This window comes from Methyloversatilis sp. XJ19-13 (genome assembly GCF_024580155.1).
Classification (GTDB): Bacteria; Pseudomonadota; Gammaproteobacteria; order Burkholderiales; family Rhodocyclaceae; genus Methyloversatilis.
In genome coordinates, this window is record NZ_JANINH010000013.1 from 1 (window position 1) to 15,277 (window position 15,277).

Genomic DNA, 15,277 nt, shown 5'->3' on the forward strand with positions numbered 1-15,277 from the left:
GGGTGAGCGCAGCGATGCCCAACAGACAACGCGGCGCCATTTCCAGCCGCGCCCCGCGGCTCGAGGTAGGTTGGGGTGAGCGCAGCGATGCCCAACAGACAACTCGGCACCGTTTCCGGCCGCGCACCGCGGCTCGTAGTAGGTTGGGGTGAGCGCAGCGATGCCCAACAGGCAACGCGATGTCGTTTCCGGCCGCGCTCCGCGGCTCGAGGTAGGTTGGGGTGAGCGCAGCGATGCCCAACAGGCAACGCGATGTCGTTTCCGGCCGCGCCCCGCGGCTCGAAGTAGGTTGGGGTGAGCGCAGCGAGGCCCACCAGGCAACGCGATGTCGTTTCCGGCCGCGCGCCGCGGCTCGAAGTAGGGTGGGGTGAGCGCAGCGTTGCCCAACAGACAACGCGGCGCCTTTTCCAGCCGCGCCCCGCGGCTCGAGGGAGGGTGGGGTGAGCGCAGCGATGCCCAACCGGCCACGCGGCGCCGTGTCCGGCCGCGCTCCGCGGCTCGAGGTAGGTTGGGGTGAGCGCAGCGATGCCCAACAGACAACGCGGCGCCATTTCCAGCCGCGCCCCGCGGCTCGAGGTAGGTTGGGGTGAGCGCAGCGATGCCCAACAGGCAACGCGGCGCCGTTTCCGGCCGCGCTCCGCGGCTCGAAGTAGGTTGGGGTGGGCGCAGCGATGCCCAACAGGCAACAGGCGGTCCACCGGACCGCGCGCTCAGAGCAGGATCAGTGGCTCGGGTTCGAGCGTCACGCCGAAGCGCGCGTGTACGCTGGCCTGGATGTCGGCGGCAAGGTCGAGCAGGTCGGTGGCGGAGGCCTCGCCATGGTTAACCAGTACCAGTGCCTGCCTGTCATGTACGCCGGCGTCGCCGCGCCGCGCGCCCTTCCAGCCACACTGGTCGATCAGCCACGCGGCGGCGAATTTCACCGCGCCGTCGGCCGCCGGATGATGCGCTGCATCCGGGTGGGCGGCGAGCAGCGTCGCTGCGGCATCGGCCGTCAGCACCGGATTGCGGAAGAAGCTGCCGGCGTTGCCGAGCACGGCGGGGTCGGGCAGCTTGGCGCGGCGCACGGCGCACACCGCGTCGAACACGTGCTGCGGCGTCACCTGCGCGACGCCGCGCGAGGAAAGTTCGCGCTGCAGGTCGGCGTAGTCGCAGCGCACTTCGGGCCGTGTGCCCAGCCGGAAGGCGACGCGCGTGATGACGGCGCGGCCCGCCAACTCGCGCTTGAACACACTGTCGCGGTAGCCGGCGAGGCATTCGGCGGCACTCAGGCGAAGCCAGCGGCGGCCGGTCATGTCCCAGGCGTCGACATGGTCGAGGCGATCGATCAGTTCGACACCGTAGGCACCAATGTTCTGGACGGGTGCGGCGCCGACGGTGCCCGGTATCAGCGCGAGGTTTTCCAGTCCGTGCCAGCCGTGCGCCAGCGCGAAGGCGACCCAAGCGTGCCAATTTTCCCCCGCGGCGACCGAAACCAGCACATCGGAGCCGGTGTGCGCCAGGACGTCGATGCCGCGCGTGCGCATGTGCAGCACCGTGCCGTCGATATCCCGCCCGAACACGATATTGCTGCCTCCGCCGAGTACCAGGATCGAGCCGCCAGTGTTTCGGGCCGCTTCGGTCAGCGCCGGCAGGTCGGAAGCGTCATCCACCGGCTGCAGTCGCGCAGCGCGTGCCGGCAGGTGCAGGGTATTGAGGTAACGCAGGTCGGCGTCGGTCTGGGCGGGCTGGATCATGGTGCGCCGGTCGGGAAGGGCAGCGCGAGTATAGCCAAGCCCGTCGCCGGGCTCGTCTTCGCGACTGGTTGGGCGGCCTTGGCGATGAATCGAATAAAAGATATCATATATAAGACTTGAACCGCCCGGTTGCGCGCCGCTATTGCAGTGCGCCATGCCGGTTTGCGAATGGTCGCGGCGCACGGCATCGCTGTGTGGCGGCCGGTTCGCATCGGTACAGGCCGCGGATTTTCTGTCCGTGTCGTCGTGCGACGCACCATTGAGTCGGTGTGTCGTTCTATGATGCGAAATACCCGTCCACCGGAGGAACCACCGTGCTTGAAGCTTACCGTGCCCATGTTGCTGAACGCGCCGCGCTCGGCATCCCGCCGCTGCCGCTGACTGCGAAGCAGACTGCCGAACTGATCGAACTGTTGAAGGCGCCGCCCGCAGGCGAGGAAGCCACACTGGTCGAACTGATCACCCACCGCGTTCCGGCCGGCGTGGACGACGCCGCCAAGGTGAAGGCGAGCTATCTGGCCGCCGTGGCGCACGGCACCGAAAAGTGCGCGCTCATTTCACGCGCCAAGGCGACCGAATTGCTGGGCACGATGCTCGGCGGCTACAACATCAGTCCGATGATCGAGTTGCTGGACGATGCCGAGGTCGGCGCCGTGGCTGCCGAAGGCCTGAAGAACACCCTGCTGATGTTCGACCAGTTCCACGACGTGAAGGACAAGGCCGACGCCGGCAACGCCAACGCGATCGCCGTGATGAAGAGCTGGGCCGACGCGGAGTGGTTCACCGGCCGCCCCGAAGTGCCGCAGTCGATCACGCTGACCATTCTGAAGGTGACCGGCGAAACCAATACCGACGACCTGTCGCCGGCACCTGACGCGTGGAGCCGCCCTGACATTCCGCTGCATGCGCTGGCCATGCTGAAGAACACCCGTCCGGGCATCACGCCGGAGGAAGACGGCAAGCGCGGCCCGGTCAAGTTCATCGAATCGCTGCGCGCCAAGGGCAATCTGGTTGCCTATGTCGGCGACGTGGTGGGTACTGGTTCGAGCCGCAAATCGGCCACCAATTCGGTGCTGTGGTTCACCGGTGAAGACATTCCGTTCGTGCCGAACAAGCGTTTCGGCGGTGTCTGCCTGGGCAGCAAGATCGCGCCGATCTTCTACAACACGATGGAAGATGCCGGTGCGCTGCCGATCGAACTGGACGTGAGCCAGATGGACATGGGCGACGTGATCGAGTTGCGTCCGTACGAAGGCAAGGCGCTGAAGGACGGCAAGGTGATCGCCGAATTCACCGTCAAGTCCGACGTGCTGTTTGACGAAGTGCGTGCCGGTGGCCGCATTCCGCTGATCATCGGGCGCGGCCTGACGGCCAAGGCGCGCGAGGCGCTGGGCCTGGCGCCGTCGACGCTGTTCCGCCTGCCGCAGGTGCCGGCCGATACCGGCAAGGGCTATTCGCTGGCGCAGAAGATGGTCGGACGCGCCTGTGGCCTGCCTGAGGGCAAGGGCATGCGCCCCGGCACCTACTGCGAACCGAAGATGACGACGGTCGGCAGCCAGGACACCACCGGACCGATGACGCGCGACGAACTGAAGGATCTGGCCTGCCTCGGCTTCTCGGCCGACCTGGTAATGCAGTCCTTCTGCCACACCGCAGCCTACCCGAAGCCCGTCGACGTGAAGATGCACCGCGAACTGCCGGCCTTCATCAGCACGCGCGGCGGTGTTGCGCTGCGTCCGGGTGACGGCGTCATCCACTCGTGGCTGAACCGCCTGCTGCTGCCGGACACCGTCGGTACCGGCGGCGACTCGCACACCCGTTTCCCGATCGGCATTTCCTTCCCGGCCGGTTCCGGTCTGGTCGCCTTCGCCGCCGCCACCGGCGTCATGCCGCTGGACATGCCGGAATCGGTGCTGGTGCGCTTCAAGGGCACGATGCAGCCCGGCATCACGCTGCGCGACCTGGTGCATGCCATTCCGCTGTATGCGATCAAGGCCGGTCTGCTGACGGTCGAGAAGAAGGGCAAGAAGAACATCTTCTCCGGCCGCATCCTGGAAATCGAAGGCCTGCCGGACCTGAAGGTGGAACAGGCATTCGAGCTGTCGGACGCGTCCGCCGAACGTTCGGCCGCCGGCTGCGCGATCAAGCTGAACAAGGAGCCGATGATCGAATACATGAATTCGAACATCGTGCTGATGAAGAACATGATCGCCAACGGCTATCAGGACGCCCGCACGCTGGCGCGCCGCATCAAGGCGATGGAAGCATGGCTGGCCGATCCGAAGCTGCTGGAAGGCGACGCCGATGCCGAGTACGCCGCGGTGATCGAGATCGATCTGGCCGACATCAAGGAACCCATCGTGTGCTGCCCGAACGATCCGGACGACGCGAAGTTCCTGTCCGAAGTGCAGGGTCAGGCCATCGACGAAGTGTTCATCGGCTCGTGCATGACCAATATCGGCCACTTCCGCGCCGCCTCGAAACTGCTCGAAGGCAAGCGCGACATCCCGGTCAAGCTGTGGATCGCGCCGCCGACCAAGATGGACGCGGCCGAACTGACCAAGGAAGGTCATTACGGCGTATTCGGCGCCGCTGGTGCGCGCACCGAAATGCCCGGCTGCTCGCTGTGCATGGGCAATCAGGCGCAGGTGCGCGAAGGCGCGACCGTCATGTCGACCTCGACCCGCAACTTCCCGAACCGCCTCGGCAAGAACACCAATGTGTATCTGGGTTCGGCCGAGCTGGCCGCGATCTGCTCCAAGCTGGGCCGCATCCCGACGGTCGCCGAGTACCACGCCGACATGGGCGTCATCAACAAGGACGGCGACAAGGTCTACCGCTACATGAACTTCGACCAGATCGAGGAATACGCGGAAACCGCGAAGGAAGTCACGGCCTGATCCTGCGCCCGGCGCAGTGACTGACCGAAGGCCCGCCGGACATCCGGCGGGCCTTTTTCATGCCGCATGCGTGCCAGCATGCACGGTACGGCGCACGCATGGGCGGGGCGTCACTCATGTTACGCTGCGACGGAGCCGCTAACACGTGATCGCATTCGTTACGGCCGCGGCCGGGCTCGCCATGTCTCCGGATATCCTGCACCTCGACGTGCTGCTGGTGGAACCTTCACCCACGCAGATGAAAATCATCCGGGAACGGGTCAGCGGCCTGGGCATCGCGCAGATACGCGAAGCCGACGGGATGCAGTCGGCGCTCGCTGCCATGCAGCAGAAGCTGCCCGACGTGGTGATCAGCGCACTCTACCTGCCCGATGCTGACGGTACGGATCTGGTGCAGACAATGCGCTCGACCGAGCCGCTGCAGCATGTCGCCTTCGTTCTGGTGTCGAGCGAAACACGGCCGCAGGCGCTCGATCCGGTCCGCCAGTCGGGCGTCTGCGGCATCCTGCCCAAGCCCTTCTCCGACGCGCAGTTGCGGCGCGTACTCGAGGCGACGGCGGATTTCCTGGCCGAGGGTGAAACGGACGATGCCGACATCGATTTCGAGTCGTTGCGCGTGCTGCTGGTCGACGACAGCGGGAACGCGCGCCGCTTCATGCGCCGGGTGCTCGAGAATATCGGCCTGCGCGACTTCGTCGAGGCGGAGAACGGCCTTGAGGCGGTCGCCCATCTGGACAAGACGATGTTCGACCTGATCGTCACCGACTACAACATGCCGGAAATGGATGGCCGCGCGCTGGTCGAGTACGTGCGCCAGCAGAGCTGGCAGGCGTCCGTACCCATCCTGATGGTCACCAGCGAATCGGACATGAGCCGGCTGGCTGCCGTAGAACAGGCGGGCGTGTCGGGCATCTGCGACAAGCCTTTCGAAGCGACGTCGATTCGCTCGCTGCTGCGACGCGCGCTGTTGCAGCCAGGTTGAGGGCATCGTCTTACCGGAGATTGCAATGGAAACCTTGATGTCGGTGTTCCAGGTCAGCCTGGGTGTTGCGCTGGTCGTCGGGCTGGTGCTGTTGCTGCTGTACCGCTATATCCAGGACAGCACGCAGACAAAGCACACCATCCTGCGCAACTACCCGGTGGTGGGTCACCTGCGCTACTTCTTCGAACAGCTGGGCGAATACTTCCGGCAGTACTTCTTCCTCGGCGACCGCGAAGAGATGCCGTTCAATCGTGCCACCCGCGGCTGGGTGTACCGGCTGGCGAAGAACGAGGGCGGCATCATCGGCTTCGGCTCGACCTATTCGCTGCACGAGCCCGGCGCGCTTATCTTCGTCAATGCGCCGTTTCCGGTGCTCGACGAGGACCGCGAAACCACGCCGCCGCTGATACTGGGCAACGGTTTCTGCGACAAGCCCTTCACCGCGCGCTCCATCGTGAACGTCAGCGGCATGAGTTTCGGTGCCATTTCGGCACCTGCCGTGCAGGCACTGTCGCGTGGCGCAGCCCTGGCAGGGTGCTGGATGAGCACTGGCGAGGGCGGACTGTCGCCGTATCACCTCGAAGGAAATTGCGACGTCATCCTGCAGATCGGCACCGCCAAGTACGGCGTGCGCGATTCGCAGGGCCTGCTGTCGGAGGCGAGGCTGCGCGAGCTGGCGGCGATCGAATCGGTGCGCGCCTTCGAGATCAAGCTGTCGCAGGGCGCCAAACCGGGCAAGGGCGGCGTGTTGCCGGCAGCCAAGGTGACCGCGGAGATCGCGCGCATCCGGGGCATTCCGCAGGGTGTCGATTCGATCAGCCCGAACCGGCATCCGGAAGTGGCGAACGTCGAACAGCTGCTCGACCGCATCGCGCTCATCCGCGATGTCACCGGCAAGCCGGTCGGCATCAAGACGGCGCTCGGCGGCTGGCACTTCATGAACGATCTGTGTGAAGCCATCCTGCGCCGCGGCATCGCGGCCGCGCCGGATTTCATCGCCATCGACGGCGGCGAGGGCGGCTCGGGCGCCGCGCCGCAGGCGCTGGCCGACCACGTTGCGCTGTCGATCGACGAGGCGCTGCCGCGAGCGGTCGATTCACTGATCGAAGCAGGATTGCGTGAGCGCGTCAAGGTGATTGCCGCCGGCAAGCTGGTGACGTCGGCACGCGCCGCGTGGGCGCTGTCGGCCGGGGCGGATTTCGTCAATACCGCGCGCGGCTTCATGTTTTCGCTTGGCTGCATCCAGGCCCTGCGCTGCCATTCGAACAGTTGCCCGACCGGCATCACGACGCACAACCCCAAGCTGCACCGCGGGCTCGACGTCACGGACAAGGCGGCCCGGGTGGCCAACTACTGCCTCAACATGAATCAGGAGATCGACATGATTGCCCACTCGTGCGGGCTGCGCCATGCGCGGGAATTCCGTCGCGAGCACACGCGCATCGTGCAGCCGAACGGCCAGAGCACGGCGCTGAACATGCTGTATCCCTACCCGGTGGCGCGGAGCGCCTGAGTACGCGGCGCGCCCTCCGGCTCGCCGCATGGCATGAAATTACTTCTTCAGCGTGCTGCCCGCGCGTTGGAGACCGCCTTCGTAGATGCCGATGATCACCTTCTTCGCTTCTTCATCACTGGCGCCGCTGGCATCGAAGGTCGATGACCACTTCACCAGCGTCTTGCCTTCGCCGGCAGGGCTCAGCGCCAGCGTCGCCACGTAATTCTTCACCGGCAGCGGACTGCTCAGTATGGTGTAGGTATAGGTGTGCTTGACGCCGCTGTAGGCGGTCAGCTTTTCCTCGATCTTGGCGCCGTTGCCCAGTGTCAGCGTGCGCGTTGCACCGGCCTTGATGCCCGCTCCCTTCATGGTGCTGGACGCCACCGCCGGGTGCCACACGTCGAGCCCGTTGAAATCGCCGACCAGTTTCCAGACGGTGTCGGGCGAACCATCGACCGTGGCTTCACGTTCCACCGACAACTTGCCGGCAGCGACGCTTGAAGTGGCGATCAGCATCAGGCTGGTGCCGGCGACGAAGGTGCGAAAGGCGCTCATCAGTTGTTCCCTTTTTTGAAGTTCGGATCGGAGCGCCGGATGGCGCTGCAGCCGATTATCGGCTGCATCTGCAGCAAGGTGACGAACTATTCCCGTCAGGCGGTGATGCAGCGTCGCTGCAGCGCGTCGGCAGTCGTCGCGGCCAGTTCGCGCAGCATGCGTTCGGTGGTCGCCCAGTCAACGCAGGCGTCTGTGACCGAACAGCCATAGCGCAGCTGCGAAAGATCGTTCGGGATCGGCTGGTTGCCGGCTTCGAGGTGACTTTCGATCATGACGCCGACGATGGAGCGATTGCCATCGCGAATCTGTGCGGCCACGTCGGCCAGCACGAGCGGCTGCATTTCGGGCTTCTTGAACGAGTTCGCGTGCGAACAATCGACGACGATGTTGGGTGGCAGCTCAGCCCGGAGCAGCGACTGTTCGGCCAGCTTCACGCTGACCGAATCGTAATTCGGTCGCCCGGCACCGCCGCGCAGCACGAGGTGGCCATGCGGATTGCCGCGCGTGCGGATGATGCTGGAGCGGCCATATCGGCTGATGCCCAGAAAGCTGTGCGGCCGTGACGCCGAAATGATGGCGTTGATCGCGGCGTCCAGGTCGCCGTCGGTCGCGTTCTTGAAGCCGACCGGTGTGGACAGCCCGCTGGCCATCTCCCGGTGCGTCTGCGATTCGGAGGTGCGCGCGCCGATCGCCGTCCACGACACCAGATCGCCCAGGTACTGCGGCGAGATCGGATCAAGCGCCTCGGTGGCCGCCGGCAGACCCAGTTCGGCAACATCGAGCAGGAAGCGCCGTGCGCGGCGCATGCCTTCCTCGATGCGGAAACTGTCGTCCATGAAGGGGTCGTTGATGTAGCCCTTCCAGCCGGTGGTGGTGCGCGGCTTCTCGAAATAGACGCGCATCACGATCAGCAGGCTGCCCGCCAGTTCCGAGGCCAGGAGACGCAGCCGTCGCGCATAGTCCATGCAGGCGACCGGATCGTGCATCGAACACGGACCGACCACCACCAGCAGCCGCGGATCGCTGTGTTCGAGCACGCTGCGCACGGCGGCGCGCCCGTCATTGACGCTGTGCGCGGCGGCAGCGCTCAGCGGCAGGTCGTTCTTGATGTCGACCGGCGCCGCCATCACGCCGAAACTTTCTATTCGCCCGTCTTCGAGTGAGCTGTCGCTGTCCATGTCCGTCCTCCTCGGTAGCACCGGACAGTGAACGCCCGCGCGGGCATCAAGTCAATCGGCCATATCGCCGCATCAGGGCAGTGCCGCGTCGCCGGCCGCCGTGCGGGTGCCGTTCCAGCGCACGCGGTAGATCGCGTTCGCATGGTCGTCGGATACCAGCAGGCTGCCGTCGGGCAGCTCCAGCACATCCGCCGGGCGGCCGAGCACGGCATCGTTGCGGCCGAGGAAGCCTTCGATGAACGGCGTATAGCTGACCACCTTGTTGCCCTCGATCCGCGCCATCATCACCCGGTAGCCATCCGGCTTGCTGCGGTTCCACGAGCCGTGTTCGGCGATGAACAGCGCGCTGCGGTATTCGTCCGGAAATTGCTGGCCGCCGTAGAAACGCATGCCGAGCGGCGCGACGTGAGCCCCCAGTTTCAGCGCAGGTGCCGTGTAGTCGCCGCACGACTTGCCCTGTCCGAACTCCGGATCGGCAACGCTGCCGCCGTGGCAGTACGGATAGCCGAAGTGCTGACCCGCCTTCGCGACGCGGTTCAGTTCGCACGGCGGCGTGTCGTCGCCCATCCAGTCGCGGCCATTGTCGGTGAACCACAGATCGCCGCTTCCCGGGTGCCAGTCGAAACCGACCGTGTTGCGCACGCCGCGCGCGAACACTTCGAGCCCGCTGCCATCCGGATTCATGCGCATGATGTTCGCGTAGCCGTCCTTGTCGCGGTCGCAGATGTTGCAGGGTGCGCCGACCGGCACATACAGCTTGTCGTCCGGCCCGAAGGCGATGAATTTCCAGCCATGCGCCTTGTCCGGCGGGAAGCGGTCGCTGACCAGCACCGGCGCCGGCGGCGCGTCGAGCCGCTTGTCGATACCGGGCAGTTTGACGATGCGGTCGACGGCCGATACGTAGAGGTCGCCCTTGCGCCAGGCCACGCCGACCGGCATGTTCAGACCGCTCGCGACCTTGACCGGGGTCCCGGCCGCCATGGTGCGGCTGTCGTACGGCACCGCGCTGACGTGGCCCTTGCGCGACCCGACATAAAGCCGGCCCGCCTCGCCCAGCGCCATCGCGCGCGGATTATCCACCTTGGCCCACAGTTCGATGCCGAAGCCCGGTGGCACGGTGAGATGCTGCGGGGCTTGCTGCGCGTGGGCGACGACAGGGCTCAGCGCGAAGGCGCAGGCGGTCAGCAGGGTTCGGATCATCGGGTTCTCCTGTAGCACAATCGGCAGACTGATCCGGATCGACCGATGCGGTCGCCCGGCGTTCCGCACAATGATTCCGTCGAAAACGGAAGAAGAAGGACCAGCAATGAAACTGGTGAGCTGGAACATCCAGTGGGCACGCGGTTGCGACGGTCACGTCAGCACGGGACGGATCGCGCGCGCGCTGAACGATTTCGCCGACGCCGACGTGATCTGCCTGCAGGAAGTGGCGCGCGGCTACGACGATCTGCCCGGTCTGACAGGTGAGGACCAGGTGGCGCAATTCGCCACGCTGTTTCCCGACCACGCGCCGATCTTCGCACCCGGCGTGGACAGTCTGCGCCCGGATGGCACGCGCCGGCAGTTCGGCAATCTCACGCTCAGTCGGCTGCCGGTGCTCGCCGCCTGGCGGCATCTGCTGCCCTGGCCGGCAGACGGCGCTGTTCCGAGCATGCAGCGCGCCTGCGTCGAGGTCGTGCTCGGCGGCCCGAGCGGCGGGTTGCGGGTGCTGAACACCCACCTGGAGTACTACTCACGACTGCAGCGCCTGGCGCAGATCGAGGCGCTGCGTGCCCTCAACGCCGAGGCGCAGGCCCATGCGAAGGTGCCGCCGGCGGCGAAGGCATCGGGCGGTGCCTTCGCCGCGGTGCCCAGGCCGGCAGCCGCCCTTTTGTGCGGCGACTTCAACTGCGAGCCGGGAAGCGACGAATACATGCGTCTGGTTGCGCCGGGTGCGTCCCCCGAGGCGCGCTGGCACGACTTGTGGCAGCACTGTCACGGCACGGTGGCGCATGCCGACACGGTCGGGCTGCATGGCTGCGACTGGCCGGGGCGTCGCTTCTGCTGTGATTTTGCGTTGACCACCGCACCGCTACTGCCGCGGGTGCAAGCGGTAGAAGTCGATCAATCCACCGCCGCGTCGGACCACCAGCCGGTCTGGGTCAAGCTCGCCGACTGATTCACGTTCCGGCCTCAGGCCCGATCGTCCGGTTCCAGCATGCGTTCGATCTGGTCGATTCGGTCGCGCAACAAGAGTTTGCGTTTCTTCAGGCGGCGCAGCAGCAACTCGTCGCTGGCCTGGGCGGCATGAAGATCGGCGATTGCCTGATCGAGGTCGCGGTGCTCGATGCGCAGCAGCTCAAGCGATGCGTGCAGTTCGTCTTCTTCCATGGACGGGGCCGAATCATGACAACCGGCGCGCGGCCTGCGCCGTTAAGGGATGGTGGATGTTAGGAGCGTGCCGCAACCGACGCAAGATCCCTTCAGCGCCGGGCCCCGCGGCCGTTAAATCACTTGAAAGGCGGCAGGATTGCCCCACCTGCATTGCAGGAGTACTGCAATGCCGCATCGAACGGCCGGACAACCGTCAGGCTGCAAGCTGGTGAGCCGCACAAGCCAAGGAGAGACATCATGCACATCATGTTCAACAATCCGCTGGTTTACGTGGTCGAGTATTCGGGTCTGGAAGCGGTCGAAGTCATCGACAAGCGCGTCGGGCGTGGCGCCCTGATCCGTGATGATGCAGCGAAGCGCTTCCGCGAGGAACTGAAGGCCCTGGTCGACCACGACGTCGATCATGAAGTCGGTCCGGAAGCGTTCGACGCTTTCATGGTGCCGTGGGAAGCGTTGTTGACCCAACCGGCGATCTATCACTGATTCGGTAAGATGCGTGCTCGTCCAACGAGCACGCGATCACTGACATCCGGATGAACAAGGCATTCACGAAGGAAACCGACACCGAGGAAGAAGATCCCGAAGTCGTCACCGCGCTGCCGCCCGGCAGCAAGAACTACATGACGCTCGCCGGCTACGGCCGACTGCGGGCCGAGCTTGACCAGCTGGTGCGCGATGAGCGCCCGCGCATCGTTGAAACAGTCGCCTGGGCCGCCTCGAACGGTGATCGCTCGGAGAACGGCGACTATATCTATGGCAAGAAGCGGCTGCGCGAAATCGACCGTCGCATCCGTTTCCTGATCAAGCGCCTCGAATCCGCCACCGTTGTCGATCCGCAGGACCAGCAGAACGCCGACCAGGTGTTCTTCGGCGCCACCGTGCGCTACGAGGATGAAGATGGCAGCGAACAGACGGTGCAGATCGTCGGTGTCGATGAAGCCAATGCCTCGGAAGGTCGCATCTCCTGGATATCGCCGCTGGCCCGCGCCTTGTTGAAGGCGCGTGAAGGAGACCTGGTCCGTGTGCAGAGTCCGGCCGGCTTGCGCGCGATCGAAGTCACGGGAATTTCTTACCGCTAGGCTTTCTCCACGAAAGCCGTCGTTCCACCCATCACACACCATCCCACTCATTTTCAACACAGGACACCACCATGCGTCGCTTGCTGACTGCCGCACTGCTCACCTTGATCACCGCACCGGCCATGGCCGACATCACCGTCAAGGACCCCTGGGTCCGCGCCACCGTGCCGCAGCAGAAGGCCACCGGTGCCTTCATGCAGATCACCGCGCCGAAAGCCGCCCGACTGGTGGAAGCCAGTTCGCCGGTGGCCGGCGTGACCGAAATCCATGAAATGACGATGGACAAGGACATCATGCGCATGCGCGCCATCCCGGGCATCGACCTGCCGGCTGGCAAGGCGGTTGAACTGAAGCCGGGTGGCTATCACGTCATGCTGATGGACCTGAAGGCACCGATCACCGAAGGGCAGGACGTGCCGGTGACACTGGTCATCGAGGGCGCCGACAAGAAGCGTGAAACCGTGGTCATCAAGGCAACCGCGCGGGCCCTGGGCGCCAGCGGTGCGATGGACCACAAGCACTGAGCGAGGCCTCGCAGATCGCGCGGCGCTCGAGCGGGTCCGGCTATAGTCCGGCTTTCCGGACCGCATCACGCACTGCATGACCGTCAGCCTGACCGACCCCGCCATCCTGATCGCGCTTCTGGCCGCTGCACTGCTGGGCGGCGTGCTGAGCGCCATCTGGCTGCGCAGCCGCACGGCGCTGGAGATCGAACGCGCGCAGGCCGAGCGCACAGCCCAGCTGCTGACCGCCCAGGAACGGCTGCGCGCCGCATCGTTCGACATCGATCGCCTGCGCGCCGAATTGAAGGTGAGCGGCGCCGACCGGGCCACGCTCGACCTTCAGCTGCAGCAGGAGAAGGCGGCGCGCGTGCGTGCCGAAACGCAGGCCCAGCGTCTGCCGGCGCTCGAACAGGCGCTGGCCGACGCCCGGCTCGCACACGACAAGGCGCTGGCGGAAGGCGCAGCGCAACGCCAGTCGCTGGCGGAGGCCGTGGCCGGATTGCGTACCCAGCTCGACGCCGAACGCAGCCAGACGACCGAAAAGCTCGCGCTGCTCGACGCTGCGCGCGACCAGATGGGGCTGCAGTTCCAGGAAGTGGCGAACCGCATCCTGGAAGAGAAGAGCCAGCGCTTCACCCAGCAGAACCACGACAACCTCGGTCTGCTGCTCAATCCACTGAACGAGAAGATCAAGGCCTTCCAGGAGCAGGTGGCCCAGACCTACGACCGCGAATCGAAGGAGCGGCTGAAGCTGAAGAACGAGATCGAGCGGCTCGCGCTGCTCAATGCGCGGATCAGCGAAGATGCGGTCAATCTCACCCAGGCGCTCAAGGGCAGCAACAAGTCGCAGGGCATCTGGGGCGAAATGGTGCTGGAAAAGGTGCTCGAGTCGTCCGGCCTGCGTCGCGGGCACGAGTACGTCGCCGAGGAGAGCTATGCCGCCGACGACGGCAACCGGCGCCGGCCGGATGTGGTCATCCAGCTGCCCGAAGGCCGCCACATGATCATCGACGCCAAGATGTCTCTGCTCGGCTACGAGCGCTACTGCAGCGCCGACAACGACGCCGCGCGCGCAGCGGCGCAGCGCGAGCACGTGCAGTCGATCCGCGCCCACATCAAGGGGCTGTCGGACAAGAACTATCCGATGCTCAACGGGCTGAAAGCGCCCGATTTCGTGTTGATGTTCGTGCCTGTCGAGCCAGCGTTCATGCTCGCCGCCACCAGCGACACCACGCTTTTCGAGGACGCTTTTGCGCGCAATGTGCTGCTCGTCAGTCCGAGCACGCTGCTGGCGGTACTGCGCATGGTGGCCAACGTCTGGCGACAGGAAAGCCAGGGCCGCAACGCCCAGCAGATCGCCGAACAGGGCGCGCGGATGTATGACAAGTTCGTCGGCTTTGTCGAAGACCTCGAAGAGATCGGCAAGCGCATCGACCAGACGCAGAAGGCCTATCAGGACGCACACGGCAAGCTGTCATCGGGTCGTGGCAATCTTGTTCGACAGGTCGAGAACCTGCGCCGGCTGGGCGTCAAGCCGGCCCGGCAACTGCGCGCCGGCCTGTTGCCCGACGAGTTGGCGATCGAGGAGTCGCCGGATACCGAGCTTCCCGACTGACGCGCACGCGGCGTCGGAGCGGCCTCACCCGGAAGGTGAAGGCCGGGCGCGCGAAGACTATCGCAAGGGCGCAGGCCCTCAGCAACATTCCAAGTCATCAGCATCGGTTTTCAGGATTATTTGCGCACTCAGGAAACCTGACCCGCGCTTCGCACCACAAAGCAGCAGTGGCATGCCTTGACCGGTTCGCGCGGACAGCGTCGGCCGACCGGTATGGCTACGGTCTGCAGCATGGTGGGCAGACCGCAGGACGCCGCCCCATCGACGCGTTCGCCATGCGCGACAGACCAGGAGATTCCGAATGAACGTCCGGATGTTCGCCCTCATCGTTGCGACGTCTGCGCTCGCCGGTTGCGCCGCAGTGCCCCCGCACGACACCCGCGCCACCACGCCGCCCGGCGTGGCCGAAGTCAGCCCCGGCAAGGCAGGTGTCTATGTTTTCCGCACTGGCTATAGCGGCCCCGCACTGCCGATCGACGTGCTGCTCGACGGCGAGCCGATCGGCTCGACCGTGTCGCAAACGCATCTGTTCAGGGAAATCGAACCGGGCCGGCACACACTGGGCTCACAGCTTCAGTTCACGTCGAAGCTCGAGTTCGACGCCAGGCCGGGCCAGATCGTGTACGTGCGGCAGGACCTGTGGCTGGGTTACCTGCAGGTTCACACGCGGCTGCGCAAGGTGCATCCGGACGACGGCGCACGTGCGGTGCGCACCACAAGGCTGGCTGTCTCCCGCTGAGTGTCGCGCGGCGCGGACTGCCGCTGCGGTCTTACAGCATCTTGTCCGGACAGCATGGACAGGATTGGCCGTGGCGCGCGCCGGACCTGTCTATGCGGACACCCCGGCGGATTTGCCCGCGC

Annotated in this window: 14 protein-coding genes; 9 read left to right on the plus strand and 5 right to left on the minus strand. The window is 65.6% G+C overall.

The window, feature by feature from the left end; translation table 11 throughout:
- Nucleotides 1-710 precede the first annotated feature (710 nt).
- Nucleotides 711-1,736, minus strand: coding sequence for a UDP-N-acetylmuramate dehydrogenase (gene murB / locus NMQ14_RS15145; protein WP_257097459.1), 1,026 nt, complete (start codon nucleotides 1,734-1,736; stop codon nucleotides 711-713).
- A 314-nt stretch (nucleotides 1,737-2,050) separates the two neighbouring features.
- On the opposite strand from murB, the gene acnB reads away from it, so the two are divergent.
- The 3 genes from acnB (at nucleotide 2,051) to NMQ14_RS15160 (ending at nucleotide 7,131) form a co-directional block, all read left to right on the plus strand.
- Nucleotides 2,051-4,636, plus strand: a complete 2,586-nt coding sequence (gene acnB / locus NMQ14_RS15150; protein ID WP_257097460.1) for a bifunctional aconitate hydratase 2/2-methylisocitrate dehydratase — start codon at nucleotides 2,051-2,053, stop codon at nucleotides 4,634-4,636.
- A gap of 145 nt (nucleotides 4,637-4,781) precedes the next feature.
- Nucleotides 4,782-5,618 carry a response regulator gene (locus NMQ14_RS15155; RefSeq protein ID WP_257097461.1) on the plus strand — a complete coding sequence of 279 codons (837 nt, stop codon included), beginning with the start codon at nucleotides 4,782-4,784 and terminating at the stop codon, nucleotides 5,616-5,618.
- A gap of 25 nt (nucleotides 5,619-5,643) precedes the next feature.
- Nucleotides 5,644-7,131, plus strand: a complete 1,488-nt coding sequence (locus tag NMQ14_RS15160) for an FMN-binding glutamate synthase family protein (RefSeq protein WP_257097462.1) — start codon at nucleotides 5,644-5,646, stop codon at nucleotides 7,129-7,131.
- 39 nt (nucleotides 7,132-7,170) lie between these two features.
- Here the strand turns inward: NMQ14_RS15160 and NMQ14_RS15165 are convergent, their stop codons facing one another.
- The 3 genes from NMQ14_RS15165 to NMQ14_RS15175 form a co-directional block, all read right to left on the minus strand.
- Nucleotides 7,171-7,668, minus strand: coding sequence for an SRPBCC family protein (locus NMQ14_RS15165; protein ID WP_257097463.1), 498 nt, complete (start codon nucleotides 7,666-7,668; stop codon nucleotides 7,171-7,173).
- Between the two features lie 95 nt (nucleotides 7,669-7,763).
- Nucleotides 7,764-8,846, minus strand: coding sequence for a 3-deoxy-7-phosphoheptulonate synthase (locus NMQ14_RS15170; RefSeq protein ID WP_257097465.1), 1,083 nt, complete (start codon nucleotides 8,844-8,846; stop codon nucleotides 7,764-7,766).
- 72 nt (nucleotides 8,847-8,918) lie between these two features.
- A complete protein-coding gene (locus NMQ14_RS15175; RefSeq protein ID WP_257097467.1) occupies nucleotides 8,919-10,046 on the minus strand; it encodes a sorbosone dehydrogenase family protein in 1,128 nt (375 codons plus the stop codon).
- A gap of 106 nt (nucleotides 10,047-10,152) precedes the next feature.
- Between NMQ14_RS15175 and NMQ14_RS15180 the strand changes: the two genes are divergently transcribed.
- Nucleotides 10,153-11,004: an endonuclease/exonuclease/phosphatase family protein gene (locus NMQ14_RS15180; protein ID WP_257097469.1), complete on the plus strand. Its 852-nt coding sequence runs from the start codon at nucleotides 10,153-10,155 to the stop codon at nucleotides 11,002-11,004.
- A 14-nt stretch (nucleotides 11,005-11,018) separates the two neighbouring features.
- On the opposite strand, the gene NMQ14_RS15185 is transcribed toward NMQ14_RS15180, so the two are convergent.
- Nucleotides 11,019-11,216: a DUF465 domain-containing protein gene (locus NMQ14_RS15185; protein WP_257097471.1), complete on the minus strand. Its 198-nt coding sequence runs from the start codon at nucleotides 11,214-11,216 to the stop codon at nucleotides 11,019-11,021.
- A 240-nt stretch (nucleotides 11,217-11,456) separates the two neighbouring features.
- On the opposite strand from NMQ14_RS15185, the gene NMQ14_RS15190 reads away from it, so the two are divergent.
- The 5 genes from NMQ14_RS15190 (at nucleotide 11,457) to NMQ14_RS15210 (ending at nucleotide 15,155) form a co-directional block, all read left to right on the plus strand.
- Nucleotides 11,457-11,702, plus strand: a complete 246-nt coding sequence (locus NMQ14_RS15190; RefSeq protein ID WP_257097473.1) for a DUF3567 domain-containing protein — start codon at nucleotides 11,457-11,459, stop codon at nucleotides 11,700-11,702.
- Between the two features lie 50 nt (nucleotides 11,703-11,752).
- Nucleotides 11,753-12,298 carry a transcription elongation factor GreB gene (gene greB / locus NMQ14_RS15195; RefSeq protein ID WP_257097475.1) on the plus strand — a complete coding sequence of 182 codons (546 nt, stop codon included), beginning with the start codon at nucleotides 11,753-11,755 and terminating at the stop codon, nucleotides 12,296-12,298.
- 71 nt (nucleotides 12,299-12,369) lie between these two features.
- A complete protein-coding gene (locus NMQ14_RS15200) occupies nucleotides 12,370-12,822 on the plus strand; it encodes a copper chaperone PCu(A)C (protein WP_257097477.1) in 453 nt (150 codons plus the stop codon).
- 76 nt (nucleotides 12,823-12,898) lie between these two features.
- Complete coding sequence (gene rmuC / locus NMQ14_RS15205; RefSeq protein WP_257097478.1) at nucleotides 12,899-14,416, plus strand: DNA recombination protein RmuC; 1,518 nt, start codon at nucleotides 12,899-12,901, stop codon at nucleotides 14,414-14,416.
- 301 nt (nucleotides 14,417-14,717) lie between these two features.
- Entirely contained in the window at nucleotides 14,718-15,155 is a 438-nt protein-coding gene (locus tag NMQ14_RS15210) for a DUF2846 domain-containing protein (protein ID WP_257097480.1), read from the plus strand.
- The last annotated feature ends 122 nt before the right edge of the window (nucleotides 15,156-15,277 follow it).

What these genes read in the sequence shown, in the direction of transcription:
- murB (WP_257097459.1), bottom strand. Translation starts at nt 1,736, where the DNA reads ATGATCCAGCCCGCCCAGACCGACGCCGACCTGCGTTACCTCAATACC.
- NMQ14_RS15160 (WP_257097462.1), top strand. Translation starts at nt 5,644, where the DNA reads ATGGAAACCTTGATGTCGGTGTTCCAGGTCAGCCTGGGTGTTGCGCTG.
- NMQ14_RS15165 (WP_257097463.1), bottom strand. Translation starts at nt 7,668, where the DNA reads ATGAGCGCCTTTCGCACCTTCGTCGCCGGCACCAGCCTGATGCTGATC.
- NMQ14_RS15170 (WP_257097465.1), bottom strand. Translation starts at nt 8,846, where the DNA reads ATGGACAGCGACAGCTCACTCGAAGACGGGCGAATAGAAAGTTTCGGC.
- NMQ14_RS15175 (WP_257097467.1), bottom strand. Translation starts at nt 10,046, where the DNA reads ATGATCCGAACCCTGCTGACCGCCTGCGCCTTCGCGCTGAGCCCTGTC.
- NMQ14_RS15180 (WP_257097469.1), top strand. Translation starts at nt 10,153, where the DNA reads ATGAAACTGGTGAGCTGGAACATCCAGTGGGCACGCGGTTGCGACGGT.
- NMQ14_RS15185 (WP_257097471.1), bottom strand. Translation starts at nt 11,216, where the DNA reads ATGGAAGAAGACGAACTGCACGCATCGCTTGAGCTGCTGCGCATCGAG.
- NMQ14_RS15190 (WP_257097473.1), top strand. Translation starts at nt 11,457, where the DNA reads ATGCACATCATGTTCAACAATCCGCTGGTTTACGTGGTCGAGTATTCG.
- greB (WP_257097475.1), top strand. Translation starts at nt 11,753, where the DNA reads ATGAACAAGGCATTCACGAAGGAAACCGACACCGAGGAAGAAGATCCC.
- NMQ14_RS15200 (WP_257097477.1), top strand. Translation starts at nt 12,370, where the DNA reads ATGCGTCGCTTGCTGACTGCCGCACTGCTCACCTTGATCACCGCACCG.
- rmuC (WP_257097478.1), top strand. Translation starts at nt 12,899, where the DNA reads ATGACCGTCAGCCTGACCGACCCCGCCATCCTGATCGCGCTTCTGGCC.
- NMQ14_RS15210 (WP_257097480.1), top strand. Translation starts at nt 14,718, where the DNA reads ATGAACGTCCGGATGTTCGCCCTCATCGTTGCGACGTCTGCGCTCGCC.